The 23384-nt window shown below is 69.3% G+C and carries 27 protein-coding genes; 6 read left to right on the forward strand and 21 right to left on the reverse strand.

The window, feature by feature from the left end; genetic code table 11:
- Window positions 1-9: 9 nt before the first annotated feature.
- The 6 genes from ABIE45_RS21700 to ABIE45_RS21725 form a co-directional block, all read right to left on the reverse strand.
- Window positions 10-1566 (reverse strand): serine hydrolase, encoded by a 1557-nt coding sequence (locus tag ABIE45_RS21700; protein ID WP_192708378.1) that lies wholly within the window; start codon window positions 1564-1566, stop codon window positions 10-12.
- A 152-nt stretch (window positions 1567-1718) separates the two neighbouring features.
- Window positions 1719-1964 (reverse strand): DUF333 domain-containing protein, encoded by a 246-nt coding sequence (locus ABIE45_RS21705; protein WP_373622524.1) that lies wholly within the window; start codon window positions 1962-1964, stop codon window positions 1719-1721.
- A gap of 142 nt (window positions 1965-2106) precedes the next feature.
- Window positions 2107-2925: a 3-methyl-2-oxobutanoate hydroxymethyltransferase gene (gene panB / locus ABIE45_RS21710; RefSeq protein WP_192708377.1), complete on the reverse strand. Its 819-nt coding sequence runs from the start codon at window positions 2923-2925 to the stop codon at window positions 2107-2109.
- 111 nt (window positions 2926-3036) lie between these two features.
- Window positions 3037-3633, reverse strand: a complete 597-nt coding sequence (locus ABIE45_RS21715; RefSeq protein WP_192708376.1) for a rhodanese-like domain-containing protein — start codon at window positions 3631-3633, stop codon at window positions 3037-3039.
- A gap of 2 nt (window positions 3634-3635) precedes the next feature.
- The gene (locus ABIE45_RS21720; protein ID WP_192708375.1) at window positions 3636-4475 is read right to left on the reverse strand and encodes a quinoprotein dehydrogenase-associated SoxYZ-like carrier; all 840 of its coding nucleotides are present in this window, start codon (window positions 4473-4475) and stop codon (window positions 3636-3638) included.
- A 42-nt stretch (window positions 4476-4517) separates the two neighbouring features.
- Window positions 4518-5489: a quinoprotein relay system zinc metallohydrolase 2 gene (locus ABIE45_RS21725; protein WP_192708374.1), complete on the reverse strand. Its 972-nt coding sequence runs from the start codon at window positions 5487-5489 to the stop codon at window positions 4518-4520.
- 126 nt (window positions 5490-5615) lie between these two features.
- On the opposite strand from ABIE45_RS21725, the gene ABIE45_RS21730 reads away from it, so the two are divergent.
- The gene (locus ABIE45_RS21730; RefSeq protein ID WP_192708373.1) at window positions 5616-6182 is read left to right on the forward strand and encodes a TetR/AcrR family transcriptional regulator; all 567 of its coding nucleotides are present in this window, start codon (window positions 5616-5618) and stop codon (window positions 6180-6182) included.
- Here ABIE45_RS21730 and queC read toward each other — a convergent pair.
- From queC to cobT, 3 genes are all read right to left on the reverse strand, one after another.
- Complete coding sequence (gene queC, locus ABIE45_RS21735) at window positions 6169-6888, reverse strand: 7-cyano-7-deazaguanine synthase QueC (RefSeq protein WP_192708372.1); 720 nt, start codon at window positions 6886-6888, stop codon at window positions 6169-6171. The two genes, ABIE45_RS21730 and queC, sit on opposite strands and share 14 nt — an antisense overlap.
- Window positions 6878-7234 carry a 6-carboxytetrahydropterin synthase QueD gene (gene queD, locus ABIE45_RS21740; protein ID WP_192708371.1) on the reverse strand — a complete coding sequence of 119 codons (357 nt, stop codon included), beginning with the start codon at window positions 7232-7234 and terminating at the stop codon, window positions 6878-6880. Before queD ends, queC begins: the two co-directional genes overlap by 11 nt.
- Window positions 7235-7429: 195 nt before the next feature.
- Entirely contained in the window at window positions 7430-8512 is a 1083-nt protein-coding gene (gene cobT / locus ABIE45_RS21745; protein ID WP_373622525.1) for a nicotinate-nucleotide--dimethylbenzimidazole phosphoribosyltransferase, read from the reverse strand.
- Between the two features lie 118 nt (window positions 8513-8630).
- On the opposite strand from cobT, the gene cobS reads away from it, so the two are divergent.
- From cobS to ABIE45_RS21760, 3 genes are read left to right on the forward strand one after another with little or no spacing between them, the layout of a single operon-like run.
- Window positions 8631-9455 (forward strand): adenosylcobinamide-GDP ribazoletransferase, encoded by an 825-nt coding sequence (cobS, locus tag ABIE45_RS21750; RefSeq protein WP_192708370.1) that lies wholly within the window; start codon window positions 8631-8633, stop codon window positions 9453-9455.
- A gap of 52 nt (window positions 9456-9507) precedes the next feature.
- Window positions 9508-9720 carry a DUF1289 domain-containing protein gene (locus ABIE45_RS21755; RefSeq protein WP_192708369.1) on the forward strand — a complete coding sequence of 71 codons (213 nt, stop codon included), beginning with the start codon at window positions 9508-9510 and terminating at the stop codon, window positions 9718-9720.
- Window positions 9717-10409 (forward strand): TIGR02281 family clan AA aspartic protease, encoded by a 693-nt coding sequence (locus ABIE45_RS21760; protein WP_192708368.1) that lies wholly within the window; start codon window positions 9717-9719, stop codon window positions 10407-10409. The genes ABIE45_RS21755 and ABIE45_RS21760 overlap by 4 nt, the downstream gene beginning before the upstream one ends.
- Window positions 10410-10416: 7 nt before the next feature.
- Here the strand turns inward: ABIE45_RS21760 and dusA are convergent, their stop codons facing one another.
- Window positions 10417-11484 (reverse strand): tRNA dihydrouridine(20/20a) synthase DusA, encoded by a 1068-nt coding sequence (dusA, locus tag ABIE45_RS21765; protein WP_373622526.1) that lies wholly within the window; start codon window positions 11482-11484, stop codon window positions 10417-10419.
- A gap of 74 nt (window positions 11485-11558) precedes the next feature.
- Here dusA and ABIE45_RS21770 point away from each other — a divergent pair, with 74 nt between their 5' ends.
- On the forward strand, window positions 11559-12632 hold the full coding sequence (locus ABIE45_RS21770; RefSeq protein ID WP_192708366.1) for a site-specific integrase: 1074 nt from the start codon (window positions 11559-11561) through the stop codon (window positions 12630-12632).
- 202 nt (window positions 12633-12834) lie between these two features.
- On the opposite strand, the gene ABIE45_RS21775 is transcribed toward ABIE45_RS21770, so the two are convergent.
- The 11 genes from ABIE45_RS21775 to ABIE45_RS21825 form a co-directional block, all read right to left on the reverse strand.
- Window positions 12835-13368, reverse strand: coding sequence for an IS5 family transposase (locus tag ABIE45_RS21775; protein WP_373622527.1), 534 nt, complete (start codon window positions 13366-13368; stop codon window positions 12835-12837).
- A 472-nt stretch (window positions 13369-13840) separates the two neighbouring features.
- Window positions 13841-15130 carry a PIN domain-containing protein gene (locus ABIE45_RS21780; protein ID WP_192708365.1) on the reverse strand — a complete coding sequence of 430 codons (1290 nt, stop codon included), beginning with the start codon at window positions 15128-15130 and terminating at the stop codon, window positions 13841-13843.
- Between the two features lie 223 nt (window positions 15131-15353).
- Entirely contained in the window at window positions 15354-15839 is a 486-nt protein-coding gene (locus ABIE45_RS21785; RefSeq protein WP_373622528.1) for a hypothetical protein, read from the reverse strand.
- Window positions 15840-15843: 4 nt separating this feature from the next.
- On the reverse strand, window positions 15844-16035 hold the full coding sequence (locus tag ABIE45_RS21790) for a hypothetical protein (RefSeq protein ID WP_373622529.1): 192 nt from the start codon (window positions 16033-16035) through the stop codon (window positions 15844-15846).
- A 263-nt stretch (window positions 16036-16298) separates the two neighbouring features.
- The gene (locus tag ABIE45_RS21795; protein ID WP_192708363.1) at window positions 16299-16637 is read right to left on the reverse strand and encodes a hypothetical protein; all 339 of its coding nucleotides are present in this window, start codon (window positions 16635-16637) and stop codon (window positions 16299-16301) included.
- Between the two features lie 90 nt (window positions 16638-16727).
- The gene (locus ABIE45_RS21800) at window positions 16728-17138 is read right to left on the reverse strand and encodes a 3TM-type holin (RefSeq protein ID WP_192708362.1); all 411 of its coding nucleotides are present in this window, start codon (window positions 17136-17138) and stop codon (window positions 16728-16730) included.
- Window positions 17139-17140: 2 nt separating this feature from the next.
- Complete coding sequence (locus ABIE45_RS21805; protein ID WP_192708361.1) at window positions 17141-17755, reverse strand: lysozyme; 615 nt, start codon at window positions 17753-17755, stop codon at window positions 17141-17143.
- Between the two features lie 35 nt (window positions 17756-17790).
- Window positions 17791-19110, reverse strand: a complete 1320-nt coding sequence (locus tag ABIE45_RS21810) for a hypothetical protein (protein WP_192708360.1) — start codon at window positions 19108-19110, stop codon at window positions 17791-17793.
- A gap of 109 nt (window positions 19111-19219) precedes the next feature.
- Window positions 19220-19696 carry a hypothetical protein gene (locus ABIE45_RS21815; protein ID WP_192708359.1) on the reverse strand — a complete coding sequence of 159 codons (477 nt, stop codon included), beginning with the start codon at window positions 19694-19696 and terminating at the stop codon, window positions 19220-19222.
- On the reverse strand, window positions 19696-20046 hold the full coding sequence (locus tag ABIE45_RS21820; RefSeq protein ID WP_192708358.1) for a hypothetical protein: 351 nt from the start codon (window positions 20044-20046) through the stop codon (window positions 19696-19698). The genes ABIE45_RS21815 and ABIE45_RS21820 overlap by 1 nt, the downstream gene beginning before the upstream one ends.
- Entirely contained in the window at window positions 20043-21452 is a 1410-nt protein-coding gene (locus ABIE45_RS21825) for a hypothetical protein (RefSeq protein WP_192708357.1), read from the reverse strand. The genes ABIE45_RS21820 and ABIE45_RS21825 overlap by 4 nt, the downstream gene beginning before the upstream one ends.
- A 619-nt stretch (window positions 21453-22071) precedes the next feature.
- On the opposite strand from ABIE45_RS21825, the gene ABIE45_RS21830 reads away from it, so the two are divergent.
- Window positions 22072-23373: a tetratricopeptide repeat protein gene (locus ABIE45_RS21830; protein WP_192708356.1), complete on the forward strand. Its 1302-nt coding sequence runs from the start codon at window positions 22072-22074 to the stop codon at window positions 23371-23373.
- Window positions 23374-23384: the final 11 nt, after the last annotated feature.

Consider the following 23384-nt stretch of genomic DNA (forward strand, 5'->3'; position numbering starts at 1 on the left):
CGGCCGGGCTCAGTCCCGTCGCGCGAGGGTGCCGAGCCCGCTCGCGTTGAGCGAGTCCACCGTCAGGGCGCCGGCCCGGCCGTCGCTTCCGATGGCGAAGCGGATGGCGGACGGGCGGTCGGACGCCTCCGCGTCCGGGAAGCTCAGGAAGAGATCGCGGTCGAAGTGCCGGAGAGGATAGCGGCGGGTGCCCTCGGGGCCGACCGTCAACGTCAGGGTGCCGTCCGTCTCCGCCACCACGGCCTCGCCGACATAGGCGTTGGCGTAGCGCCCCGCGTAGGCCGACGGCGCCAGGGGCGCGGAGGGCGGCGCCGGCGGCGTCCCGTAGGCCGCCTTGTCGGCGGCGATGCCCGGCGCGAACAGGTTCTCGTAGGCTGCGCCCCAGGCCTTCACCCAGTCCTGACCGACGCGGCCGTCGAAGACGAGGTCGGCGAAGCTGTCGGCGAGCCCCTCCGGCACGCCGGACGGGAAGGCGTTGGTCAGGACGAGGATCCCGAGCCCGGCCTCCGGATGGATCGAGACAAGCGTCTGTGCCCCGACGCTGAAGGCGCCCGCGTGGCCCCAGACAAGGCCGTGGCGGCCATACTCGACGTTCCAGCCGAGGCCGTAGAAGGACGCGGCGCCGGTCACGGGATTGCGGCCGCGGGCCATGAGCGGGACGTGCGTCTGCGCCAGGGCAGAAACCGCGACGCGTTGCGCGCCCTCGAAGCGGCCGTTGCCGATTACGAGCCGCAGCCACCGCGCGAGGTCGCGGACAGGGCCGCTGACGCCGCCGGCCGGGGCCTGGGCATCGGGGTTCCGTTCGACCTTGGCGGTCCAGACACCGTCCGCCCGGACATGGAGCGCCGCGCGGTTGGTCCGGCTCAGGAACTCCGCGTGGGTCGTGCCGGTGGCGGCCATTCCGAGGGGCCGGAACAGCCGGTCCCGGGCGATGGCCTCCCAGAGCTGGCCGGTCGGCCTCGCGGCGGCGACCGCGCCCTCGGTGAAGCCGAAATTGCTGTAGGCGTAGCCGGCGCGGAAGCTGGAGGCGGGCGGCACGAGGCGGAGCCGGTGCAGGATCGCGTCTTGGCCGAACCCGATCGCCTCCAGATCGTCCCCGGCGGTCCCCGGCAGCCCGCTGCGATGGGCGAGGAGGTCGCGCACCGTGACCTGCGCGGTGGGATAGGGCTCGTGCAGCTGGAAGGCGGGATCGAGATCCGCGACGCGCGAATCCCAGTCGACCACCTCGTCGCCCACCAGGGCCGCCACGATCGTCGCGGTCACGGGCTTGGACAGGGAGGCGATCTGGAAGACCGTGTCGGGGTCGACCGGCTCGCGCTTCCCGGCCTGCCTGAGGCCGAACCCCTTCAGGAGGAGCGTCTCGTCGCCGAGGACGACCGCGACCGCGAGGCCCGGCACTGCGCCCGCGTCAATGGTCCGCTGCGCCATCGCCTCAAGCGCCGGCAGCTGCGCCTCGACCTGCGCCCGCGTGATCGTCCCGGCGGATCCGGCTCCGGGCCCGGTCGCGATCAGGCCGAGGGCGAGGCACGCGCGGACGAGGCGTCGGCGCGATCGAGCCCGCTGCATGAGTCGTCGATCCCGCCTGAGAGTGCTCGGATGACGAGAGTGGCATCGTCTGGCCGGCGAAATCAATCACGCCGGCATGGGTCGCGCCTCGAATTTGGGTGCCGGGCCGATGAGAGGCGGACGAAGACTGTCCGAGAACCGCACCGGCCGGGTTATCGGAACGGATTGGCGTCGGGTGTCGGCTTCACGCCGTGGAGCATCCGGTACAGCGTCCATTCCTCGACGATCTTCCGGCCCGGAAGGGAGCACAGCCCAATCGTGCTGCCGTCGGGCAGCTTCGCGAGGATGGATTGACCGTCCATGGTCGCGCAGAAGGCCGAGGCCGGGTTCCCGAGTGCGAAGGCCCGTCCCGGTCCGGCGAGGGCGGCGCAGACCGCGAACGCGATGACAAGCCTCACGGCGCACACTCCCGATGGCACGACCGGCAGACGGATACACCGCTCTGGCTGAACCGGGCCGGCGCGGCCCGTTCAGGAATCCGCGGGCACCTGGCGGCCGAGCCGAGGGCCGCTCGGCCGCGTCGGCTTGCTGGCCCCTGCCCTATCCGTAGGTGTGGTCGTCGGCCGGGAACCGCCCGGCCCGGACCTCCTCGGCGTAGGCTTTCACGGCCTCCTCAATGTGGCTCCGCAGGCTCCCGAACTGGCGGACGAATTTCGGCGTGCGCTCGGACAGGCCGAGCATGTCCTCCAGAACGAGGATCTGTCCGTCGCAGACCGCCGAGGCGCCGATGCCGATCGTGGCGGCCGTGACCCGGGGCGAGGTGGCGATCGCCCGCGCCACCGGCTCGACGATCCCCTCCAGCACGATCGCGAAGGCGCCGGCCTCGGAGATCGCCCTGGCATCCTCCATGAGGCGGCGCTCGTCGTCGGGCGCCCGGCCCTGCACCTTGAAGCCGCCCATCGTGTTCACCGCCTGCGGGGTGAGGCCGATATGGCCCATCACCGGCACGCCGCGCTGGACCAGGAACGCAACGGTCTCGGCGAAATGGGCGCCGCCCTCCATCTTGATCGCGCCGGCACCGGTCTCCTTCAGCACCCGGGAGGCGTTGAGGAAGGCCTGCTCGCGGCTCGCCTCGTAGGAGCCGAACGGCATGTCGACCACGACCAGCGCCTTCGACGTGCCGCGGATCACCGCCTGGGCCTGGAGGATCATCATCTCCAGGGTCACGGGGATGGTCGATTCCATCCCGTGCATGACCATGCCGAGGGAATCGCCTACCAGGATGAAGTCGCAATAGGCGTCGACGATGCCGGCCGTGTGCGCGTGGTAGGCGGTGAGCGCGGTGATCTTGCGCCCCTCGGCCTTGCGCTTGCCGATATCGATCGCCCGGAGCCGGCGGGACTGCACGACCTGCGACATGGTTCAGACCTCTTCTGGCATCGGCACGGAGCCGTTGCCTGATCGCGGAGGGACGGGCCGCGCTCGGGGAGCCTCACGCGGCCCCCCTCTTACAACGCCGGAGGCGTCCGGTCAGCGCCCCGCCTGCGGCTCGGTTTCCGCCTTCCAGGCCGGATCGACGCGCAGGTTGGCGGTCTCGTGCTTCTCCTGCCAGCCCTCGACGCCCTCGGGGAACCAGCGCACCCCGGTATAGCCCTTCAGCACGAGGCGCTTGGCGGCGTTCCAGCTGCCCCAGCACTCCACGTGGCAGAACACCACCACGGGCTTGGCCGTGTCGCCGCCGGTCAGCTCCGCGACCCGGGCGTAGAACTGTGCCTCGCGTGCCAGCGCCAGGGGCTCGGCCCCGGCCTCCGGCATCCAGACGGCGCCGGGGATCGAGGGGTGCACCGGCAGCCAGAGGCGGCCTTCGGGGAAGTTCGACGGCTTGCGATCCGGCGCCGCGACGTCGATCAGCACCGGCTTGTCCGGCCCCGCCATCAGGGCGGCCAGCGCGTCGGCGTCGACCACCTGCGCGCCCTTGAGGGTCGGCGGCGTGTAGCCCTTCGGCGGGCCCGCGTAGAGCCCGTCCGGCTCGGGCACATTCACCGGGGAATCGGCCGGTGCGGCAGCGAGGCAGAGGAGCGCGGTGCAGGCCGCCGCAATCCGGCCTGTCAGGACGAGGCGACGCATGCTCAGTTCGTCGCGCCGGGCGGGTTGAAGCTGTGCTGCCAGTGGCCGCCCTGGTTGTCGGAGGCCGCCACCTGGATCGGCTTGCCGTCCGGCTTGAACGCGAAGTTGATCACCGGATTCGAGGCGATCGAGATGTCGCCCGTCATGGTGAACACCTTCTGGTCGCCGGCCGAGACGGTGAGCTTGTCGATGTAGCGCGCCGGCGTGTACTCGCGGGTGACCTGGTTCATCTGCATGCCAGAGAAATTCGGGTGGCGGACCATCAGCGTCGCCTCGACGGGCTTGCCGGGCTGGGTGTCGGCGAACTTCATGCGCATGTCGCCCATGCCCTTCATGGCCTCCTCGTCGCTCATGCCCATCGGGGCCGAGCAGCCGCCGGACGCCTTCACGAACTGCTTGGCCTCGTAGAGCTTGCCATCCTGCGTCTCCACCACCGCGTGCATGTCCGTGTAGTTGTTGACCCGCACGCGCAGCTTCAGCTCCGCCGGATCCGCGGCGGGGCCGAACTCGAACTTGGCGGCGTAGGGCGCCGGGTTGTCGTCGATGATCAGCGAGACCGCCTTGATCTGCCCGGCCTGAGGCATGGTCAGGGTGATCGGCACCAGGGCGGCGTCGAGCGCGCGAGCGGGGGCCTCGATCTTCACGAGGCTGTCGGTCGGGGCGATCTGGCGGTCGCCGAAGATCGACTTGGCGATCTCCTGCCAGCGGGCCGCCCGCTCCTGATCGGTGTCGGAGGCGCCGGCGGCCCGGGCCGAGAGGGCCAGCGGTCCCGACAGGGCGGTCGTCGCGAGGACGACACCGAGGGCGAGGCTGGAGAGCGTTTTTCCGGTCCTGAGCGTCATGGCATGCCTCCCGATGATGTCGGATATGGGGATCTTAAAAGCCTATTCCCACTCGAGTTCCTGGTAGGCCACGGTGACGTTGCGGCCATTATAGGTGTCGAACAGGGCCCACTTGTCCTTCTGGTCCGCCGAAACGGTCATGACCGCCTTCTCGATCGGAACGTCCTTGGCGATCGCCGCGCGGGTGCCGTCGCGCAGGTCGGTCAGGTAACCGGTGAGATCGGCGAGCGCCGGGCCGAGATCGACCGTCACTGGACCGTGGCCCGGCACGGCGCGGGTGGCGCCCAGGCCCTTCAGCCGCTCGGCTTCCTTCAGCCAGCCCCTGAGGCTGCCGTCGAGCGACGGGATCCGATTCACGAACAGCAGGTCGGCGGGGAAGAGCAGGCCGCTGCCGGAATCCAGCATCGACAGGTCCGAGGTGGTGTGTGCCGGCCCATGGGCCGTGAAGGTCAGCCGGCGGTCGCCGAGGTCGATCTCGGCCGTGTCGGCGACCGTCATCGTCGGGTAGACAACCGGTCCGGTCCGGTCCTCGCCCAGGAGGTCGATCAGGCGCTTGCGGTAGAACTCGCCCCGCGCGGAGAGCGCCTCGGCGAGCTTGGCGTGACCGATGAAGACCGGCTTGTCCTGTGCGAACGCCCCCGCCCCGAAGACGTGATCCGGGTGGACATGGGTCAGGACCACGTGGGTGATCGGCTTCTGCGTGCGCTTGACGATCTCGGCGCGCAGCCACTGGCCGTCGGCGAGGCTGCCGCCCGATTCCGTGACCAGCACGCCGTCCCGGCCGATGAGGAAGCCGATATTGGCGATCGCATCGGCGTTGTCGGGCGTGGCGTCGGCGATCAGGCCCTTGCGCACGAACAGGCCGGGGCCGACCTCCTCCATCGTGAACGCGTCCGCGGCCCGGCCGAGGGCCGGAAAGCAGCACAGGCACAGGCCGGCGAACAGGGCATGCCGCCGCGACAGGGTGCGCCCCGCGCCAGACGTCTCCCTTGGATGGACGGCGGACGCCGTCATGCCGGAACCTCCCTGTTCTTGTTGTCTACCATTAAGTAGGTAGATTTTTGCGTCGTCAAGTGTCAGACAGTCGGTGAGGAGCCGGCGGGGCGCACGTTCGTGTGAGCCGGAGGGACGAGGGCCGCGATGAGGGATACCCGCGCCGAATTGCTGATTCAGGCCGAGACCCTGGTCCGGGGGCGCGGCTTTGCCGGTTTCAGCTACGCCGACCTCTCCGAGGCGGTGGGGATCCGCAAGGCCAGCATCCACCATCATTTCCCCACCAAGGTCGATCTCGGGGCCGCCCTGGTCGCGGCCTACGCGGCCCGCTACGCTGCCGCCCTCGACACGATCCGTGCCACGGTGGCGGACGGGCCGGGCCGGGTCGCGGCCTACGGGAAGCTGTATCTCGGCGGCGTCGAGCAGGGGCTCGGCTGTCTCTGCGCGGCGCTGGCCATCGAGGGCGAGGCCCTGCCCGAGCGCCTGCGCCGGGACATCGCGGCGTTCTTCGAGGGACATCTCGCCTGGCTGGAGGCGATCCTGCGCGAGGGCCAGGCCGACGGGACTGTCCGCGACGGCGCGGAGGCCGCGGTGCTCGCCCGCTACGTCGTCGCCACCCTGGAGGGCGCGCTGCTGATGGAGCGCCTGTTCGCGAGCCCCGCCTCCTTCGAGGGGACGCTGGCCGTGCTGGTCGAGGGCCTCAGGCCGCGGTGAAGCGCGCGTAGCCGTCCGCCCGCAGCCGGCAGGCCGGGCAGGTGCCGCAGCCGTAGCCCCAGGGATGGCGCTGCCCGCGCTCGCCGAGGTAGCAGGTGTGGCTCTCCTCGACGATCAGGTCGACCAGCGGCCGGCCGCCGAGGGACTCGGCGAGCTCCCAGGTCTGCGCCTTGTCGAGCCACATCAGCGGCGTGTGCAGCACGAAGCGGCGCTCCATGCCGAGGTTGAGCGCGACCTGCAGCGCCTTGATCGTGTCATCGCGGCAATCGGGATAGCCGGAATAGTCGGTCTCGCACATGCCGCCGACCACGTGGCGGAGACCCCGCCGGTAGGCGAGCGCCGCCGCGAAGGTCAGGAACACGATGTTGCGGCCGGGCACGAAGGTGTTGGGCAGGCCGGACGCCTCGTAGCCGATCGCAGCGTCCCGGGTCAGTGCCGTCTCGGACACCTGCCCGAGAGCGTCGAGGGCGAGCGTATGGTCCTCGCCGAGCCGGCTTGCCCAGGCGGGGACGATCCGGGTCAGCCCCTCCCGCAGGGCGGCGCGCCGGTCGAGCTCGACCCGGTGGCGCTGGCCGTAATCGAACCCCAGGGTCTCGACCCGGTCGAACCGGTCGAGCGCCCAGGCCAGGCAGGTGGCCGAATCCTGGCCGCCGGAGAACAGCACCAGCGCGGCGCGGTCCCCGGGGCCGACAGGGTCATTCGCCATCGTACTCCGCCCAGGACATCGGGGTCTCGGCCACCCGCACGCGGGCCAGCCCCGGAAGGTCCGGCCGCAACCGATGCCAGATCCAGGCCGCGATGTTCTCGGCGGTCGGGTTCTCCAGGCCCTCGATCTCGTTGAGGCAATGGTGGTCGAGCCGCGCCAGCAGCGGGCCGAAGATCGACTCGATGTCGTAGAAGTCGATCACCCAGCCGGTCTGGGGATCGACGGGCCCGGCGACGGTCAACTCGACCCGGTAGGAATGCCCGTGCATCCGATGGCAGCGGTGGGTCTCGGGCACGTTCGGCAGCCGGTGGGCCGCCTCGAAGGTGAAGGCTTGGGTGATTCTCATCGGCTTCGTCGCAGCGATCCCACCCGCACCCTCATCCTGATGTGCCCGCGCGAGCGGGCCTCGAAGGAGCCCTCCAGGGCGCGCGTCGCTTGCTGGAGCCCTCCATCGAGGGCTTCGCTGCGCCGCGCCACCTCAGGATGAGGTGATCTGGTGGGAGGATGCGGGATCGTCGGATCCGTTATCGGGTCGGGCCCCTCATAGCACCAAATCGGTCCCTGTGCCCGCCGACCCGGATGCCTTCTCGGAAACCCCGGCCTGCGCGAAGGTCGCCATGCCGGTGTGGCAGGCGAGCGCGCCCTTGAGCAGGCCCATCGCCATGCCGGCGCCCGAGGCCTCGCCGAGGCGCATGCCGAGCGCCAGCAGCGGCACGAGGCCCAGCCGCTCCAGCACCTCCGCGTGGACCCCCTCCGCCGAGACGTGGCCGGCCAGGCAATGGTCGAGGGCGCTCGGGTCGGCGGCGTGCAGCACGGCGGCCGCGGCGGTCGCCACGTAGCCGTCGATCACCACCGGGATGCGCTGCAGCCGGGCCGCCAGGATCGCCCCCGCCATCGCGGCGATCTCCCGGCCGCCGAGGCGCGCCAGCACCTGGAGCGGGTCGTCGAGATGCCCGGCATGGTGGGCGAGCGCCGCCTCCACGGCGGCGACCTTCCGGCCGAGCCCGTCCCGGTCCACGCCGGTGCCGCGCCCGACCCAGTGGGCGGGGTCGCCGCCGAACAGGGCGGCGTAGAGGGCGGCCGCCACGGTGGTGTTGCCGATGCCCATCTCGCCGATGCCGAGGCAGTCGGTGCCGGCGGCCACCGCCTCCATGCCGAATGCCATGGTGGCGACCGTGGCGCGCTCGTCGAGGGCGGGCGCTTCCGTGATGTCGCCGGTGGGCATGTCGAGGGCGAGGTCGAACACCTTGAAGCCGAGCCCGTAGGCCGCGCAGATCTGGTTGATCGCCCCGCCCCCGGCCGCGAAATTGTCGAGCATCTGCCGGTTGACCGCGTCCGGGAAGGCCGAGACCCCGCGGCGCGTGACCCCGTGGCTGCCGGCGAAGACGCAGACCAGCGGCCGGTCGAAGCTCGGCGGCGCCTTGCCCTGCCAGGCTGCCAGCCAGGACACGAGGCTCTCCAGGCGCCCGAGCGAGCCCGCGGGCTTGGTCAAGGTCGCGTCCCGGGCCGCGACGGCGGCCTGCGCGTCCTGGTCCGGGCCGGGCATGGCCTTCAGCAGGTTGCGGATGTCGTCGAACGGGCCGGGTTCGGGAGCGGTCATCGGGTCGGTCACCGGGTCGGACATGGCGGCGATGATTTCCTGTGGGCGCCCCTCGACGGGGAGACGAAGCCGGATCGGGGCGACTATACTGGACCGGCTCGCTCCACCGGGGCGCGATGGCGGGCGGAAGCGAGAGACCGCGATGGACAGGCAGACCGGCGGGGAGGCCGACTGGCCCGGGCGCGGCGCCCTCTACGACCTCGCCGGGTGCCTGCGCTTCTACTCCCGCCTGCCGGTGCCGCAACTGCCCGGCGAGCCGGACCCGCACCGGAACCCCGATTTCACCACCCTGCCCCGGATGCTGCCGCTGGCCGGCCTGATCCTCGCGCTGCCGGCCGCCCTGGTCATGGCGGCGGGCTGGCGGATCGGGCTCGGGCCGTTCCTGGCCGCGACGCTCGCCATCGCGGTCCTGGTGGTGGCGACCGGCGCGCTCCACGAGGACGGGCTCGCCGACGTCGCGGACGGCTTCGGCGGCGGCACGACCCGGGAGCGCCGCCTGGAGATCATGCGCGACAGCCGGATCGGCGCCTACGGCGGCGCGGCCCTGGTCCTGGCGCTGGCCCTGCGGATCGGCGCCTTGGCGACGCTCCTCGACCGGACCGGCTACGCCGCCGCCACCGGCCTGATCCTGGCCGCGGCCCTGTCGCGGGTCGCCGCCCTCGCCCCGATGGTGCTGCTGCCGCCGGCCCGCCCGGGCGGGCTCTCGGCCTCGGTGGGGCGTCCGGACCGGACGAGCCTGGCCACCGCCCTCGTCCTCGGCGCGGTGCTGGCGATCCTCGCGGTGCCGCTCGGCCTGCCGTTCGGCGGCGTGGCGCTGATGATCCTGTGCGCGGGCCTCGCGGCGCTGGCCCTGGTCAGGCTCGCGCGCGCGCGGATCGGCGGCCAGACCGGAGACGTGATCGGCGCCTGCCAGCAGGTCTCGGAGATCGCCGCCCTGGTGGCCCTGGTCGCGGCGGTGGCGGCGTGACCGTCCCCCCGCGGTCATGACCCGGCCACGATCCCCCGGCCAAGGTTTCCCGATGTTGCCCGCCCAGAAGCCCTCCTCGCCCTGCACCAAGGTCTGCGTGCTCGACGCCGCGACCGGGCTGTGCTGCGGCTGCGGGCGGACCCGCGACGAGATCGGCGCCTGGGGCTCGCTGTCGGAGGCGCAGCGCCGGACCATCATGGCCGGGCTCGACGCCCGGATGCGCGCTGCCGGCCTCATGCCCCTGGAGGAGCCGCTGCCGTCATGATCTATCTCGGGCTGGCCGCGATCGCGCTCGTCCTCGTCGCCCTGGTCCTCAGCGACGGCAGCGACAGCGTCGGCGGCGTGATCGAGCCCGACCAGCTCGCCAGCTTCGCCTGGACGGGCATGATCCTGATCCTCGTGGTGGCCGGGTTCTGGCGGCAATTCACCGCCCGGCTCGGCGCGAACCTACGGGCGCTCCTGGCCTGGGCGCTGATCGGCCTCGCCCTGGTCATCGGCTACAGCTACCGCGACCGGATCCAGGGGATCACGTCGCGGGTGGTCGGCGAGCTTCGGCCCGGGACTGCGACCTCCGGGGCGAACGGCGCCGTCACCATCACCCGGCGGGCGGACGGCGACTTCCGGGTGGAGGCCGAGGTCAACGGCCGGGTCCAGCCGTTCCTGTTCGACACGGGCGCGAGCAGCGTGGTGCTGACCGCCGAGAACGCCGCCGTCCTCGGCCTGACGCCGGCGCCGTCCGAATTCACCGCCCGCGTCTCCACCGCCAACGGCATCACCTACGCGGCGCCGATCCAGCTCGATGCGCTCACGGTCGGCACGATCACCGAGCGGCGGGTGAACGCCATGGTGGCCAAGCCCGGCGCACTCTCGGCGAACCTTCTGGGCCAGAGCTTCCTGTCACGGCTCTCGGGCTACGAGGTCCGGGGCGACCGGCTGATCCTCCGGCGGCCCTGAGCCCCGTTCAGGCGGCCCGCGCCTCCGGGGCCGCGCGGGCGACCAGCGCCACCGCGTCGCGCAGGGTCGCGAGGTCGGCCTCCGGCCGCATCCCGCAGGTCGAGAGGTGGCGCCGGTACGCCCGGGCCCCGGGGCGGCCGTTGAACAGCCCGAGCATGTGGCGGGTGACCGCGTGCAGGCGCTCGCCCCGGGCCAGGACCGAAGCGACATACGGCTCGAACGCCGCCACCGCCGCGAAGGCGTCGGAGGCCGGCGCGGGGACGCCGAACAGCGCGGGATCGACGTCGAGCAGCAGCGCCGGCTCGGTATAGGCGGCCCGGCCGACCATGACGCCATCGACCGCGTCGAGCTGCGATCGCACCGCCGCGAGGTCGCGCAGGCCGCCGTTGACCGAGACCGGAAGTCCGGCGAGCCGCCGCTTCAGCCGCGCCGCCCGGCCGTAATCGAGGGGCGGCACGTCCCGGTTCTCCTTGGGCGAGAGACCCTGAAGCCAGGCCTTGCGGGCGTGGACGATCAGCCCGTCGACGCCGGCCGCCACCACAGCATCCGCCAGGCTGTCGAGCGCCGCCTCGGGGTCCTGATCGTCGACGCCGATCCGGCACTTCACCGTCACCGGCACAGCGACCGCCGCCTTCATGGCCGCCACGCAGTCGCCGACCAGGGCCGGCTCGCGCATCAGGCAGGCGCCGAAGCGGCCCTCCTGCACCCGATCCGACGGGCAGCCGACATTGAGGTTGACCTCGTCGTAGCCGAACTCCGCGGCGATCCGCGCGGCCTGGGCCAGCTCCGCCGGGTCCGACCCGCCGAGCTGGACCGCCACCGGGTGTTCGAGCTCCGAGAAGCCGAGCAGGCGCTCGCGCGGGCCGTGCAGCACCGCGCCGGTGGTCACCATCTCGGTATAGAGCCGCGCCCGCGCCGACAGGGTCCGGTGGAACGCCCGGCAATGGCGGTCCGTCCAGTCCATCATCGGCGCGACGGAAAAGCGCCATCCATTGGGATTTCTGGGTTCTTCCGATCCGCCAATCACTTGCCGTCGCTTCCGTGCTGTACCTCGTCGGGCCTCGACGTGTCTCATCGGGCCTCGGATTGATCGAAGTACAGCTTTGCTGTACCCGTTTGACCCCGTGCTGTACCACCGCGGGGGGCGCGATGGGGACCATCGTCGAGCGCGCGCGGAAGAACGGGACGACGGGGTATCACGCCCAGATCGTCGTCAAAAGGGACGGCCGGGTCCATCGCGAGACCCGAACCTTCGACCGGCGCGCGGCGGCCGCTGCCTGGATCAAGAAGCGGGAGACGGAACTCGACGCCCCTGGCGCCCTCGAACAGGCGAAGACCGAGGATCCGACGCTCGCTGCGGCGATCGACCGCTATATCGCCGAATCACGCAAGAGCATCGGCCGGACCAAGGCCCAGGTGCTGCAGGCCATCAAGGGCTACCCGCTGGCCGCCCTGCCCTGCTCGGCGGTGACGCGCGCCGAGATCACCGCCTTCATCACCGAGCTCGGCAAGGGGCGCGATCCGTCGACGGTCGGCAATTACCTGTCCCATCTGTCCGCCGTTATGACGAGCGCCCGGCGTGGCTGGGGCTGGTCGCTCGATCCGGAGGCGCTGAAGGATGCCGCGTTCGTCGCCCGGCGCATGGGCCTGGTCGGCAAGTCGAAGCGCCGCGAACGGCTGCCAACCCTCGACGAGCTCGACCGGCTGATGATGCATTTTGGCGCGGTGCGGACGCGCCGGCCCTCGTCGCTGCCGATGCAGCAGATCATTGCCTTCGCGCTGTACTCGACGCGTCGCCAGGAGGAGATCGTCCGCATCACCTGGGCCGATCTCGATACGCCCCACAGCCGCGTGCTGGTGCGCGACATGAAGAACCCGGGCGACAAGGTCGGCAACGACGTGTGGTGCGAGCTGCCGCCGGAGGCGCTGGCGATCATCGCGGCCATGCCGCGCGCCGCGGCGCGGATCTTCCCCTACTCCACCGACGCGATCTCGGCGGCCTTTACCCGGGCCTGCGCATTCCTGGGGATCGTGGATCTCCACTTCCACGATCTCCGGCATTGCGGCGTGACCCGCCTGTTCGAGATGGGTCGAACGGTGCCGCTCGCCGCCTCGGTGAGCGGGCACCGCTCCTGGCAGAGCCTGCAGCGCTACACGCATATTCGCCAGACCGGGGACCGATTCGCGAAATGGCCGTGGCTTGCGGTGGTGACGAAGTCCTAGGGCGACCGGGTTCGACTTATCGCAGTCATTCAGGCGCAGCCGTGCGCATCCCGAAAGCGGACGCATGCCCGCCGCTACTAAGGCAGTGCTGCGCCCATTTCGGCCGTTCAGGCCGCCGTTCGGCGCGTAGCTTGAGACTGGGCTCGCGGGGCTTGCCCATCGCGTCGAAAAGCAGATCGGCCGTGCCCTTTAGGGTCTGCTGTCACCTGAGGTGGTCTATTGCAGCGGCGAGGCAGAGGACGCCGCTGAAGCTGGCGGCGGTCTTCTCGTAGCGCGTAGCAACGGCTCGCCATTCCTTTAGCCGTGCCCAGAGCCGCTCGACGATGTTGCGGTTGGTGTAGATCCAGACGGGACAGCGCGCGGGAGCCTCGTTGCACTTGGACGGGATGGCGGGTTTTGCCCCGGCGTTTCGGACGTGCTGCCGGAAGCGGTGGCTGGAGTAGCCCCGATCCGCCACGACCCATCCCGGAACGCCCGGTAGGTGATCGAGTAGGGGCAGCGCATGAGGCAGTTCATGGGCCTGTCCCGGTGCAATCCGAAACGCGATCGCGTGGCCGGCGCCGTCAGCGATCATGCAAGCTTTCGTCCCATAGCCGCCACGTGATCGGCCAACAGCTCCACGAGCGTCTCGATCGGCTGCAGATCCCCCCTTTTGGCGCCACCTGCCGCCTTCTGGTGCGCGCATGTTGGTGCCGTCGAGGAACACCTTGCCCAGCTGAACGCCGCGCTCCTGCACGAGAGCAAGTAGACGCTCTCATACACCGCCACGCGACCAGCGGATGACGATCTGCGCGGCCCGCCACCACGGCCCCAGGTCTTGCGGGATGGCGCGCCACTTGGCACCGTTCTAATGCCGCCACAAGGTGGCCGAGAGCGGGCGCCGCAGGTCTTGGGGTGGCGTCTTCGCCTTCGGTCGACAAGCCTCAAGCCGCGGCTCCAAAACGGCTTATTGTGCATCGCTCAGCATCGTCCCTCCTCGGATAGGACGGACAAAACGCATGCTCTGCCAAATGGTTCAGGCGACGACAGGCCCTAGACGCGATGATCTTGGCCGAGCTCTACATTGAGCTTCTCAGCGAAAAGCAGATGGGTTTAACCTTGTGCCGGCCCTACAATGTCAGCTTCGGCCGACGTAGGGACCGACCGTCCAGCTGAGCCGAGCGTGTTCAAGATGCAGCATACCGATGCGGAGCGCGCAGAGCACCGTCTCATGATTTTAGGCGAGTGTTCGATATTTTCTCGGCAATAGAAGACTCAACGCCCATGTCGGCGTAAACCCGTTGCAACTCGTTCTCAAGGTGCTTGATACGCTCACGTATATCCAAATAAGTTGTATGTGCTCGTCGAACGTCTGGTTTCATATCAGCCGGCGACGCGCGTCTTTCTTCGATCGGAAATTGCATTAATCTAGACCGAGCGCCTGGAATGCCCATGCTCAGCCGTTCAATTTCACCTTGGAGAGATCTCCGGCGATCATCTAGAGCGTGGAAGCGCCGCAATTCATACTGATGTTCGGGTGCCTCGTAATACCTCCGCGGAAATTGTTTATTTCCAATATCGACTAAGAACTCCGGCCCTGACGTTATCATGCTGAGAGGAATTAATTCCACGGCGTTTTTCTTTGCGTCAGCTACACTTTCTTCTGAGACGTTAATTTTTAGGTATTTTTTAGCGTTTTCCAGAAAACGAGATACGTTATAGAAATATATCGACCGTCCTGTGTTCTTTCGGTATTCTCGTCTGAGTTCTGGCAGTGCACCTATTGTTTTTCCGTTCTCTTTCTTCCACCAGTCTTCTTTATTATCTTCGGTGACGAAAATGACATCTTTTTTATTTGTTGTTGCATACTCAAGGATCTCGAACCAGAGCAGCACATCACCAAACACAGAGCGATCCGGATTGCTCTTGTCTTTCTGTTTTTCTTTTGCATCTATAAAGCCTGGCGGAGCTCCGGCTGCCGTTCTCTGCCTAGCTTCCTCGATCCTTCTATCAAGAACTTCAGGAGAAGGTTCTGAGCCGAGCTTCCCAATATAAAATCGACCAAGTCTGTCATGGATCTGATTGAAATAGTCCGCTAAAGGACTTTCGCTGTATTCTTTGCGGATGTCGGTGATACTGTCTTCGACGAACTTTGATAATTCGGCAACCTTTCCGTCAAGCCGTAGCTTCGGATGTATGCCAAAATCTTGTAACCCTCGGAGACGATTGCTCGAAGCGGTATGAGCAGTCTCAAAGTCCTTCATTGCTGCTTGAAACGAACTTTCGGCTTCCTGAATTTTTGTAAAGCGGTTGCGTTGGTATTCCCAGGCGATCTGATATGGACACCAAATGCGACTGGGAATTGCCTCTAAGATTTCGAAAATTTGCTGTACGGTTGTTTCGCGATACCGAAACAGCCTTAAGAGCGAATTCGTATCAAATATTATCAGACCATTTGTCCACATCTCGGCGAATTCGGTTTCAGATGGAACATAATGCTCCAAAAATTCATTGCGCATACTTAATTTCTGCCTTGCGTTATTTTATTTGCAGTGTCTGGTGAAGCCGGCGGATAAATTTTCCATATTAACTTGAATTAATGGAGGATGACAATTGTGAAATTTTATTGTTCGTCTTGGGTCGTATACGAACGCGCCGAAATATCGCAGACTGAATCCAAAAAGTGGATTTCGCTGCAGCACAATTTTTCTGCCATGTGCGTTTCGGACACTTCTTTGTCATTCAAGTATTGAACATATCTCGTGTCGGCGTCTGCACGAGCCGGCGCATCAGGCCGCTCACGCTTGCGCAGCACTCTGCAGGCCTGTCAGAGCTTAATCTCGTTTTGCGAGTAAGCATCTTGAATAGCCTCGAACGCCGCGAGCGCGCCGTCAAGCGGGTAGATGACGCCGAGGCGCAGCTCGACGTGGCCGCCCTCGTCCCAAACCTCAATGGCGACGGGGTGCGGGGCGAGACCGGTGCCCCCAGGCTCACGGCTTTCGGCAGCCGAAGCGCGGCGAGGCAGTGGCTCTCGTATTTGCGTGTGACCTTGGCGCCAGGCCCGCGCTGGTGGCGGCAGGTGGCGGTGAGCGCCCGCAGGAGGTCGAGCGTCGCGATCTCCGGCCCGAACCGGGCCATCAGACCGTCCAGGCGGTAGCTTCCGTGGCGGCGGCAGGTGGCGCAATCGACGGCCAGCCGATCACCGGCGATGTCGCCGAGCGTCTGCATCGCGTCACCCGTTTAGACGGCCGCGCGCGTAGCCGTGGGAGACGAGCCGACCCTGCTCGGCGGCGTGCCGCTCGACCGCATCAAGGTCGGCGAGCGCGTCGGCGATGGCCTGAACCAGGGCGGACCAGCCGTCCCGGTGCGCGGCTCGATAGTAATGCAGCGCAATGGCCTCAGCCTCGGTGAGGCGAATGTCCACAGGCGGCTCGTGCGGCTGAGTGTGCATCACGGTTCGGACCCCTTGCGGAACAGATGCAGAACAAAGCGCAGGGAGGAAGGTGGTTCAACCGCCAGTTTAAGGAGTCCGGAGATCGCGGTGGATCGCTGTGGAGCGTTTCGGAAAAGGCCAAGGCCCGTCAAGCTTTACCGCTACCACGGCACGGCCGGGCACGAATCGGTCGCCGACCTGCAGGGATGGACCTGTCCGTCCGCAGCGCCGGTGCGCCTCCTGATAGGCGCCGCTCAGTGCGGCGCCAGCCCGACCTTCGCCAGCACGATCCCCCCGAACGCCAGCAGCGCCGCCGAGGCCAGTCCCCAGCCGATCCGGTACAGCGTCCGGACCTGCCCGTTGACCTCGGCCAGCCCCTTCGCGGCCTCCGCCTTCGCCCCGTCCACCGCCTTGTCGATCCGCCGCTCGATCTCGTCGCGCGCCACGAACAGCTCGATGTCGCGCCGGTAGGCCACGCCCTCCAGCTTCTCGTCCATCCGGTCGAGCTTGCCGCCGAGCACGTCCATCTGCCGGCCCGTGGCCTCGACCCGCTCGATCAGGCGCCCGATCCATTCGGGCAGATGGTCGGCCATGGATCCGCTCTTCCGCCCGCCGCCGGCGGCCCGCATCGCGCGGGCTCGGGCCGGGATCTCGTCCGTCACGGCGCAGGTGCCGCCGGGATCTCACCCTTTCGGCCCAACCACCTGCGGCACGATCTTGTCGACCGAGCGCGCCAGCATGTAGGCGCCGATCCCGACGGTGAGTAGCGACCACAGCTCCGCCGGCACGCCCTTGAGCGCGCTCACCACCTCGACGTGAAGCCCGATCATCGGTGAGATCACGCCGACCCAGGTGATCATCGCCAGCGCCCACAGCACCGTGATCGGCCGGGCGTTGCGGGCGAGCGGGCTCTCCGAGCCGGCATCGGCCTTCATCACCTCGGCCATGGCCCGGCCGAGGTCGCCCTGCTGCTCGATCAGGGCCTTCTGGAGCTCCAGCTGCACCTGCAGGCGCTGGCCTCCGTCGGGCAGCACCTTCGCCAGGATCGGACCGACGGCGCCGAGCAGGGCCGGGAGGATGGCGAGGAACCCCATGGCTAGAGACCCTCCTGCATGTTGGAGCGGATCGCGTCGCGCAGGCGCAGCCACCAGGATTCCGGCTCGACGGGTGGCGCGCCCGTCATCGGCGCGAGTGGGTCGGGCCGCGGCGGCGCGGTCGGCGCCGGGTCGGCCGCCGCTTGCACCGGCGCGGGATCGCCCCGGCGGGCGTAGACCGCGCCGTAGGCGGGCAGCGCCGCCTGGTCGCGCTCGCCCTGCCGGCGCGCGAGGATCGCGGCCGGCCGGTCCCACAGCAGGAACGCCTCGACCGCCCGCGCCAGGTCGCCGGCATTGGCGAGCCGCACGACGCTGGAATGCGCGAAGTTCGCTTCGCCGATGTTGAAGCAGAGCGAGCAGCAGGCGTCGAAGAACGGCTGCGGCACCGGCTTGGCGAGCGCGGCGCGCACGGCCGCGACGTAGGGCCCGAGATCGGCGGCGAACAGCGTATCGGCCTCGCCTTGCGTCAGGCACAGGCCCTCACTGACGGCGGGCGGCCCGGCTGCGCTCGTGTGGCCCCGGCCGATGGTCCAAACGCCGACGCTGTCGCGGTAGGCGCGCAGCCGGCAGCCTTCGCGCGCGGCTAGCGCCGCCCGCCCGAGGGGTGAGAGATCCATGGCCGGGCCTCAGGTGTCGGGGGAACGGGATCGGCCTACGGGAACAGCCGGACCGGGCCGCGCACCAGCGGCTTGAACGCGTCCGGCACCATCGCGACGGCGCGGGCGTTGCTGTCGCTGATGCGCCAGTCGAAGAACGGCTTCTCGTCGGGCTTGCCGGTCGCTGCGCGCCACGCGGCGAAGTAGGCCGCCGGATCGGCGATGCCGCGCCCGCCGCCGGGGTTGAGGACGATCGGGCTGGTGAGCGGCCCGGTGTTGCCCTCCCACACGATCGAGGTCGGCGCCTCGCCGCGCAGGACGATGGCCGCCGCGTCCGGGCGCGCCGCGAGGCCGACATAGGTCCAGCAGTCGCGGATCGCGATCGAGCCGCCGCGCGCATAGCCGAAATCCGCGTTGCCGCTCGCGTCGGAATTCGCCACCGTGAAGTGGTGGCAGATCGGCAGCCCGCCCTCCTCGCCGCCGAACCGGCAACCCAACGCGGCGAAGCTGCCGCGCACGTCGACCCAGCGCGTGTCGGCGATCCAGCCGCTCGATCCGTCGGCCTTCTGGCCGAGGACGGGAATGCCCGCCCATCCGATCAGGGTGAGCCTCTGGAAGTAGCGCGACTGGCCGTTGACGGTGTGGTTCATGCAGTAGACGGCGCGGTCGGCCGTAAAGTTGTCGGCGAGCGGCTGGCTCCAGCCGCCGATGATGGTGGTGATGTCCGTCTCGGTCCGCACGTCGCCGTTGCAGCGCACGAAGCGCGGGCGCTCGAGGTGCAGGCTCGTGGAATAGGCCTGGACGGCGTCCACCGCGTAATCCGCGGTGTCGGCGAAGGAACAGCCCAGGATGTCGAACAGGCCCTCGTCGATGTTCGGGTTGCCGACGCAGACGCCGTGCAGGCCGCCCTGGAAGTTGAGGTCGCGCAGCCGCAGCCGCGTAAAGCCGAACTTCCCCGGATCGCTGGCGGGGCGCCCGTCGAGGATCGCGATCGTCCGGTCGGGGGTGAACAGCCGCGCGAGGCCGACGCCCTCCATCGCGTGGGTCGGGAGGATCGGCGCCGTGACCTTGATGTTGCCCGACAGCTTCAGCGCCGGAAACGACCACGACTTGCCGGTGCCGTCGGCCACGCCACCCAGCGCCTTGACGGTCGTGCAGGCATTCTGGAGCGCCCTGGTGTCGTCGGTCGTGCCGTTGCCGGTCACGCCGAACATCCGCCCGTGATAGCCGTGCAGGCGGATGATCTCCTCCAGCACGAGGAGGGCCGGCGTGCCGAGCGCCCGGGCCGACATCTTCGAGATCGGGCCGGTCGAGGCGTCCTCGCCGGTCAGCGCGATGCGGTCGAGCTGTGGCGCGGGGTCGAGGATGGCGGGCATGCGGACGGTCCTCGTTCGGGCGTGCGGCCGGGCGCCGGCGGCCCGAGACGGGGGCGCCGGTCGCGATGGGCGGGTGCAGGGGGCTGGTGAAGGAGGCTCGGGCGGACGGCTACGGGCCGGTCGCCGCCGGGGGCGTCACGGCGAGGAGGCCGCCGGACAGGTAGGGCGTCTCAGGCGTGTCGGGCTTGGCGGCCGCGATCAGGCCGGTCAGGACATGCGGTGTGGTCAGCAGCTCGGCGATGGCGGCCTTGGCCTGCGCGCGGGCGATCGCGGGGACCGCCTCGAGGGCGCGCTCCAGCACGGCGCGCGCGACCGCCTGCACCATCGCGGCGTTCGCGATCTGCCGGGACTCGGCGTCCGTGGCCGGCGTCGGCGTGGTCGGCACGCCGGTCAGGGCGACGTCGGCGAGCAGCCGCGCCACCTCCGCCCGCGCGGCCTGGATCGCCGCCTCGGCCGAGCCGAGCGGCTGCAGGACGACCACCTCGACGATGCAGGGCTGGAGGCCCGGGCGCAGGCCGGCCGGGCGCGATCCGCCAGACGGCGCGGATTCCGAGGTCAGGGCCGCCAGGGGCAGGATGTCGGCCATCAGGGTTCGCCCTCCTGGGCCAGGGTGCCTTCGAGGAACGTCTCCACGCGGCCGTCCTCCGTTACCGTCTGGACGCGGAACGCCACGATCCGGTCGCCGAGATCGGTGAGATCGGCGCTCGCGATCGGGTAGGCGACGAGGCCGGTCCGCGCGTCGACCTTCAGGCCGCCGCCCGGCAGGCTCCGCAGGGTGCGCGCGCCGCCCGGCCAGTCGATGCGCCAGGCGAGGCTCACGGTCTCGCTCGGCAGCAGCACGGCTTGCCGCGTCACCGGATCCAGCGCCCACAGCCGCAGCATCAGCAGCGGCGTGTCGCCCCGGCGCAGGCGGAGATCGTACCGGGCCGGGTTCATGGGACCACCGGGCGGGCGACGGTCACGGTCGGCACGCCGCCGTTGAACCAGGTCACGCCGGGCTCGGTCGGCCGCGTCCTGGGCAGGCCGGAGAGCCACGCCTGCCACCCGGCGTCGATGACAGCCGCGGCGAGGTCGGCCGGGATCGGCACGCGCACGAAACTCGCCCCGTGGGACGTGAAGGCGTCGGCGCCGGTGGCGACGGGGCCCGCCGCCCGCAGGTACAGCCCGGCGCCGCCGTCGCCCGCATGGGCGCGGCCCAGGAGCGCGACGAGCTGCGCCGATTCCGGGATCGCGCCGGCCTGCGCGTCGCCCTTCGAGCCGAAGGAGACGGTGAGCGGCGTGCCGACCGCGCGCTCGACCACGGCGAGGCGCGCGGGCAGGTCGCCATGCTCGAGCGCGGCGAGCCGGCCCTCGAATGCCGCGGTGGGGGCGTCCTGCAGGAACTGGCCGGTCACGTCCGCGACGTCGAGCACCTCGACCGCCGTGGTCGCCGCGTCGCCGTAGGTCACGACGGCGCCGACCGCGAAGCGGGCCCGCGGCGACAGGGTCAGCGCGCCGCCGAGGCCGAGGGTGCGCGCGAACAGCACCTCGACGGCCTGCCGCCCGTCCGCGACTGTCAGCGCCGGGAACGCGCGGCCGACCGCGATGCCGTCGGCCCCGGGCAGGAGCGCCAGCGACTGGTCGAGGGCGACGATCACGGCGCGGACCGCGTCCCCCGACGGATCGGGGGTGTCGACCACGCGGCGGATCACGGCGCGCAGGCGGTAGAGCCGCCCCTCCTCGATCGCGACCGCGCGGCGCATGCCCAGCGCGCCGGCCCCAATGAGGCAGGCCACCGGGCCCGCATCCGAGGGCGTGACATCCTCCGGCCCGAGCGGTGCCAGGGCGGCGCGCGGCCCGGCCAGAGCCTCCGGCGCCGCGGCCCGGTTGAAGGCGGCGAGGGTCTCGCCCGGCCGGGCGGTGCCGATCGCCGCCGCGCGCCGCGCCGCCACCGTGTCGGCCTCGGCGGCGGCCAGCCGCCGCGACAGCCCGTCGAGCCGCGCGCGCACGGCGGCGACGGCCTCCACCGCGTCCGCGTCGCCGGCGATCCGCGCCTCCGCTTCGGCCTGGACCAGCGCGGTGCAGGCCGCGGTGACGGACGCGACCGCCTGATTGATGTGCGCGACCCGGTAGCCGGCTTCCGCGTAGACCGTCTGATTCGCCGTGATGGCGGCCGCCTGGATCTGCGCGTCGAGCGCGCGCGACGCGGCCGCGACGGCGCCCTGGCGCGCGGCGATCTCCGCCGCGATCTGTGCCTGCAGATCGGCGACGTCCTGCGTGAGCGGATCGACGGCGTCGCAGAGCGCCACAATGCTGCTAAGCGTCGCGGCCGTGTTGCCCGTGATCGGTCGAGGAAGTGCCATGCTGGCCTCTTGATCTGACGCGCGCGCGCGATTCGCCGAAGCCGAGGCGTCCTCGGCGTTAGGGCGTGCGGCGTGCTGAAGACTGAGACGAAGAGTGAGATGAAGGCTTGGAGTTGCGCGCGACACGGCCGGGGATGGCTCTCGTGTCGAAACGCAATCCGCTTGAACGTGTGAAGGGCTGCTCAGGGTGGCTTTCAGTCGGTCCGCTTCAGAGCGGACAGGCATCGAAGCAGACGTGGATGCCCCGCGCGTGCCCGGCCCCGTGCCGAAGGCCCGACGCCGTAGCTGGACCGCATAGGTACGGGACTTACGGCACCCTCTACAGAATCGCTAATCGTCGTTCAGGTTACCCAAACTGGATTTGGGCAAACTTCCGGTTTCGTCATGTCATTCACTGGACGGCGCAACGCCGATCTGGAAGTGATGAGAGAGCGAAATTGAATGCAACGAGCGCGGCATGTGGCGTGGGAGAGTCGGAGCGCGGGCGGAGTCGGCTACGTCCTTTGATGCTTTGGACAGCCGACTGCACCCCCGAGGCAGGCATCGGGCTGGCCAAGTGGCCGTACTATTCGCTATCTCCAAAACTTCGGTTAGGCAGCTTCATGGCGCTCTAGTGCCGATGGGCTTCGCTGCGACGCTCCTGCTCGTTTCGCCGGCCCTAGCCTACGACGACAGCGACTGCGCCCGCCAACAGACTGTTCCAGTCAGTGTCGACGAAGACTTCGGAAATTGGTCCGAGATGGATGCGGCGCGAAAGCGGGCACTAGACCGAACGAACCAGCTCGCCATCAGCCAAATTGTGGGCGTCGAGGTGAAGTCGTCGCGCGAAAATCGCGCGGAGATTGTAAATAGCGATGCCGAGCAACGCTTCAAGCAACTGGAGCAGACGAATCTCGCCGGCTTCGTGCGTGTGAAGATCCTCGAAGAAAATCGGAAGACGACGGAGGCGGGCGGTTCTCTCTCGATCAAGTCCGAGGTGACAGTCTGCGTACCGAAGTCGCAGACGGTCCGGAAGGAGGAGCAAGAGCGCGCCGCCCGGCAGCAGCGACCCGCCAAGCCTGTTGATCCGATGACTGTCGCTTGGTTCGATCCCGTCACCGGCCAGCCGCGGGTTTGGTACTGGCGCGAGGGATCGAACTACGAATTCTTCGACAATTCCGGCTTCCACCCGCGGACCGGCGACAAGCTTCTGATCGTCGACCGGAAGGTAGTGACGGAGTGGCGCCAGAGCGTCGAGCGGGCGAAGCGCGAGGCTGTCGAACGGGTACAATGGGAGGCCGCCCAGCGGGAGGCCGAGGCGCAGCGGCAAGCCAAGATCGCCCGGGCTGGGGAGCTGTGCGACCAAGCCGCCGCGGGGCCTTATGATCCTGATCGGCCCAAGACCACGCCCGGAGTGGCCTGGGAGGTCCTGAGGGGTGCGGGTGGCCAAGCGGTTGAGGCTTGTGAGATCGCTGCCCGACAGTACCCGGAAGAGCGCCGTTACCGCTACCAGCTAGCCCGGGCCTACCAAGCGTCGGATCCGAGGAAGGCATTGCCGCTGCTGCAGGTCCTGATGCGGCAGAACTACCGCGCTGCCTACGACAATTACGGTTGGGCGCTCCTCGATACCCGAGTCGGCCGCAACGATCTAACTGGCGCCCTCGCGAGCTTTCGGCAGGGGGCCAACCTGGGGGATCCCGATGCCATGGTCAGCTTGGCGACAATGATCTCGAAGGGCCGCGTCGAGGGGGTGGGCCAAGACGAAGCCTACCGTTTGTTCAAACGGGCCGCAGGCCTGGGCCATCGCGAGGCATCCGAGGCGGTGGACCGCCTGATGGAAGGCCAGCGGCAGGCCGAGCAGCAGCGACTTCAGAATGAACAGGCGGCCCGTGCCTTCATGGGACTCGTAGGCGGTGCCCTCGGGGGTATCGGTCGGCGCTGAGCAAGGAGATG

This window comes from Methylobacterium sp. OAE515, from assembly GCF_041806315.1.
Lineage (GTDB): Bacteria > Pseudomonadota > Alphaproteobacteria > Rhizobiales > Beijerinckiaceae > Methylobacterium > Methylobacterium tardum.

Coding starts and splice junctions, on each gene's coding strand:
- queC (WP_192708372.1), bottom strand. CDS start 6,888: ATGGCGAATGACCCTGTCGGCCCCGGGGACCGCGCCGCGCTGGTGCTG.
- ABIE45_RS21825 (WP_192708357.1), bottom strand. CDS start 21,452: ATGGCACTTCCTCGACCGATCACGGGCAACACGGCCGCGACGCTTAGC.
- ABIE45_RS21780 (WP_192708365.1), bottom strand. CDS start 15,130: ATGCGCAATGAATTTTTGGAGCATTATGTTCCATCTGAAACCGAATTC.
- ABIE45_RS21715 (WP_192708376.1), bottom strand. CDS start 3,633: ATGCGTCGCCTCGTCCTGACAGGCCGGATTGCGGCGGCCTGCACCGCG.
- ABIE45_RS21785 (WP_373622528.1), bottom strand. CDS start 15,839: ATGCAGACGCTCGGCGACATCGCCGGTGATCGGCTGGCCGTCGATTGC.
- ABIE45_RS21720 (WP_192708375.1), bottom strand. CDS start 4,475: ATGACGCTCAGGACCGGAAAAACGCTCTCCAGCCTCGCCCTCGGTGTC.
- ABIE45_RS21800 (WP_192708362.1), bottom strand. CDS start 17,138: ATGGGGTTCCTCGCCATCCTCCCGGCCCTGCTCGGCGCCGTCGGTCCG.
- queD (WP_192708371.1), bottom strand. CDS start 7,234: ATGAGAATCACCCAAGCCTTCACCTTCGAGGCGGCCCACCGGCTGCCG.
- ABIE45_RS21830 (WP_192708356.1), top strand. CDS start 22,072: ATGGGCTTCGCTGCGACGCTCCTGCTCGTTTCGCCGGCCCTAGCCTAC.
- ABIE45_RS21820 (WP_192708358.1), bottom strand. CDS start 20,046: ATGAACCCGGCCCGGTACGATCTCCGCCTGCGCCGGGGCGACACGCCG.
- ABIE45_RS21770 (WP_192708366.1), top strand. CDS start 11,559: ATGGGGACCATCGTCGAGCGCGCGCGGAAGAACGGGACGACGGGGTAT.
- ABIE45_RS21805 (WP_192708361.1), bottom strand. CDS start 17,755: ATGGATCTCTCACCCCTCGGGCGGGCGGCGCTAGCCGCGCGCGAAGGC.
- cobT (WP_373622525.1), bottom strand. CDS start 8,512: ATGTCCGACCCGGTGACCGACCCGATGACCGCTCCCGAACCCGGCCCG.
- ABIE45_RS21700 (WP_192708378.1), bottom strand. CDS start 1,566: ATGCAGCGGGCTCGATCGCGCCGACGCCTCGTCCGCGCGTGCCTCGCC.
- ABIE45_RS21725 (WP_192708374.1), bottom strand. CDS start 5,489: ATGACGGCGTCCGCCGTCCATCCAAGGGAGACGTCTGGCGCGGGGCGC.
- ABIE45_RS21810 (WP_192708360.1), bottom strand. CDS start 19,110: ATGCCCGCCATCCTCGACCCCGCGCCACAGCTCGACCGCATCGCGCTG.
- ABIE45_RS21760 (WP_192708368.1), top strand. CDS start 9,717: ATGATCTATCTCGGGCTGGCCGCGATCGCGCTCGTCCTCGTCGCCCTG.
- ABIE45_RS21755 (WP_192708369.1), top strand. CDS start 9,508: ATGTTGCCCGCCCAGAAGCCCTCCTCGCCCTGCACCAAGGTCTGCGTG.
- cobS (WP_192708370.1), top strand. CDS start 8,631: ATGGACAGGCAGACCGGCGGGGAGGCCGACTGGCCCGGGCGCGGCGCC.
- ABIE45_RS21795 (WP_192708363.1), bottom strand. CDS start 16,637: ATGGCCGACCATCTGCCCGAATGGATCGGGCGCCTGATCGAGCGGGTC.
- dusA (WP_373622526.1), bottom strand. CDS start 11,484: ATGAGACACGTCGAGGCCCGACGAGGTACAGCACGGAAGCGACGGCAA.
- ABIE45_RS21730 (WP_192708373.1), top strand. CDS start 5,616: ATGAGGGATACCCGCGCCGAATTGCTGATTCAGGCCGAGACCCTGGTC.
- panB (WP_192708377.1), bottom strand. CDS start 2,925: ATGTCGCAGGTCGTGCAGTCCCGCCGGCTCCGGGCGATCGATATCGGC.
- ABIE45_RS21815 (WP_192708359.1), bottom strand. CDS start 19,696: ATGGCCGACATCCTGCCCCTGGCGGCCCTGACCTCGGAATCCGCGCCG.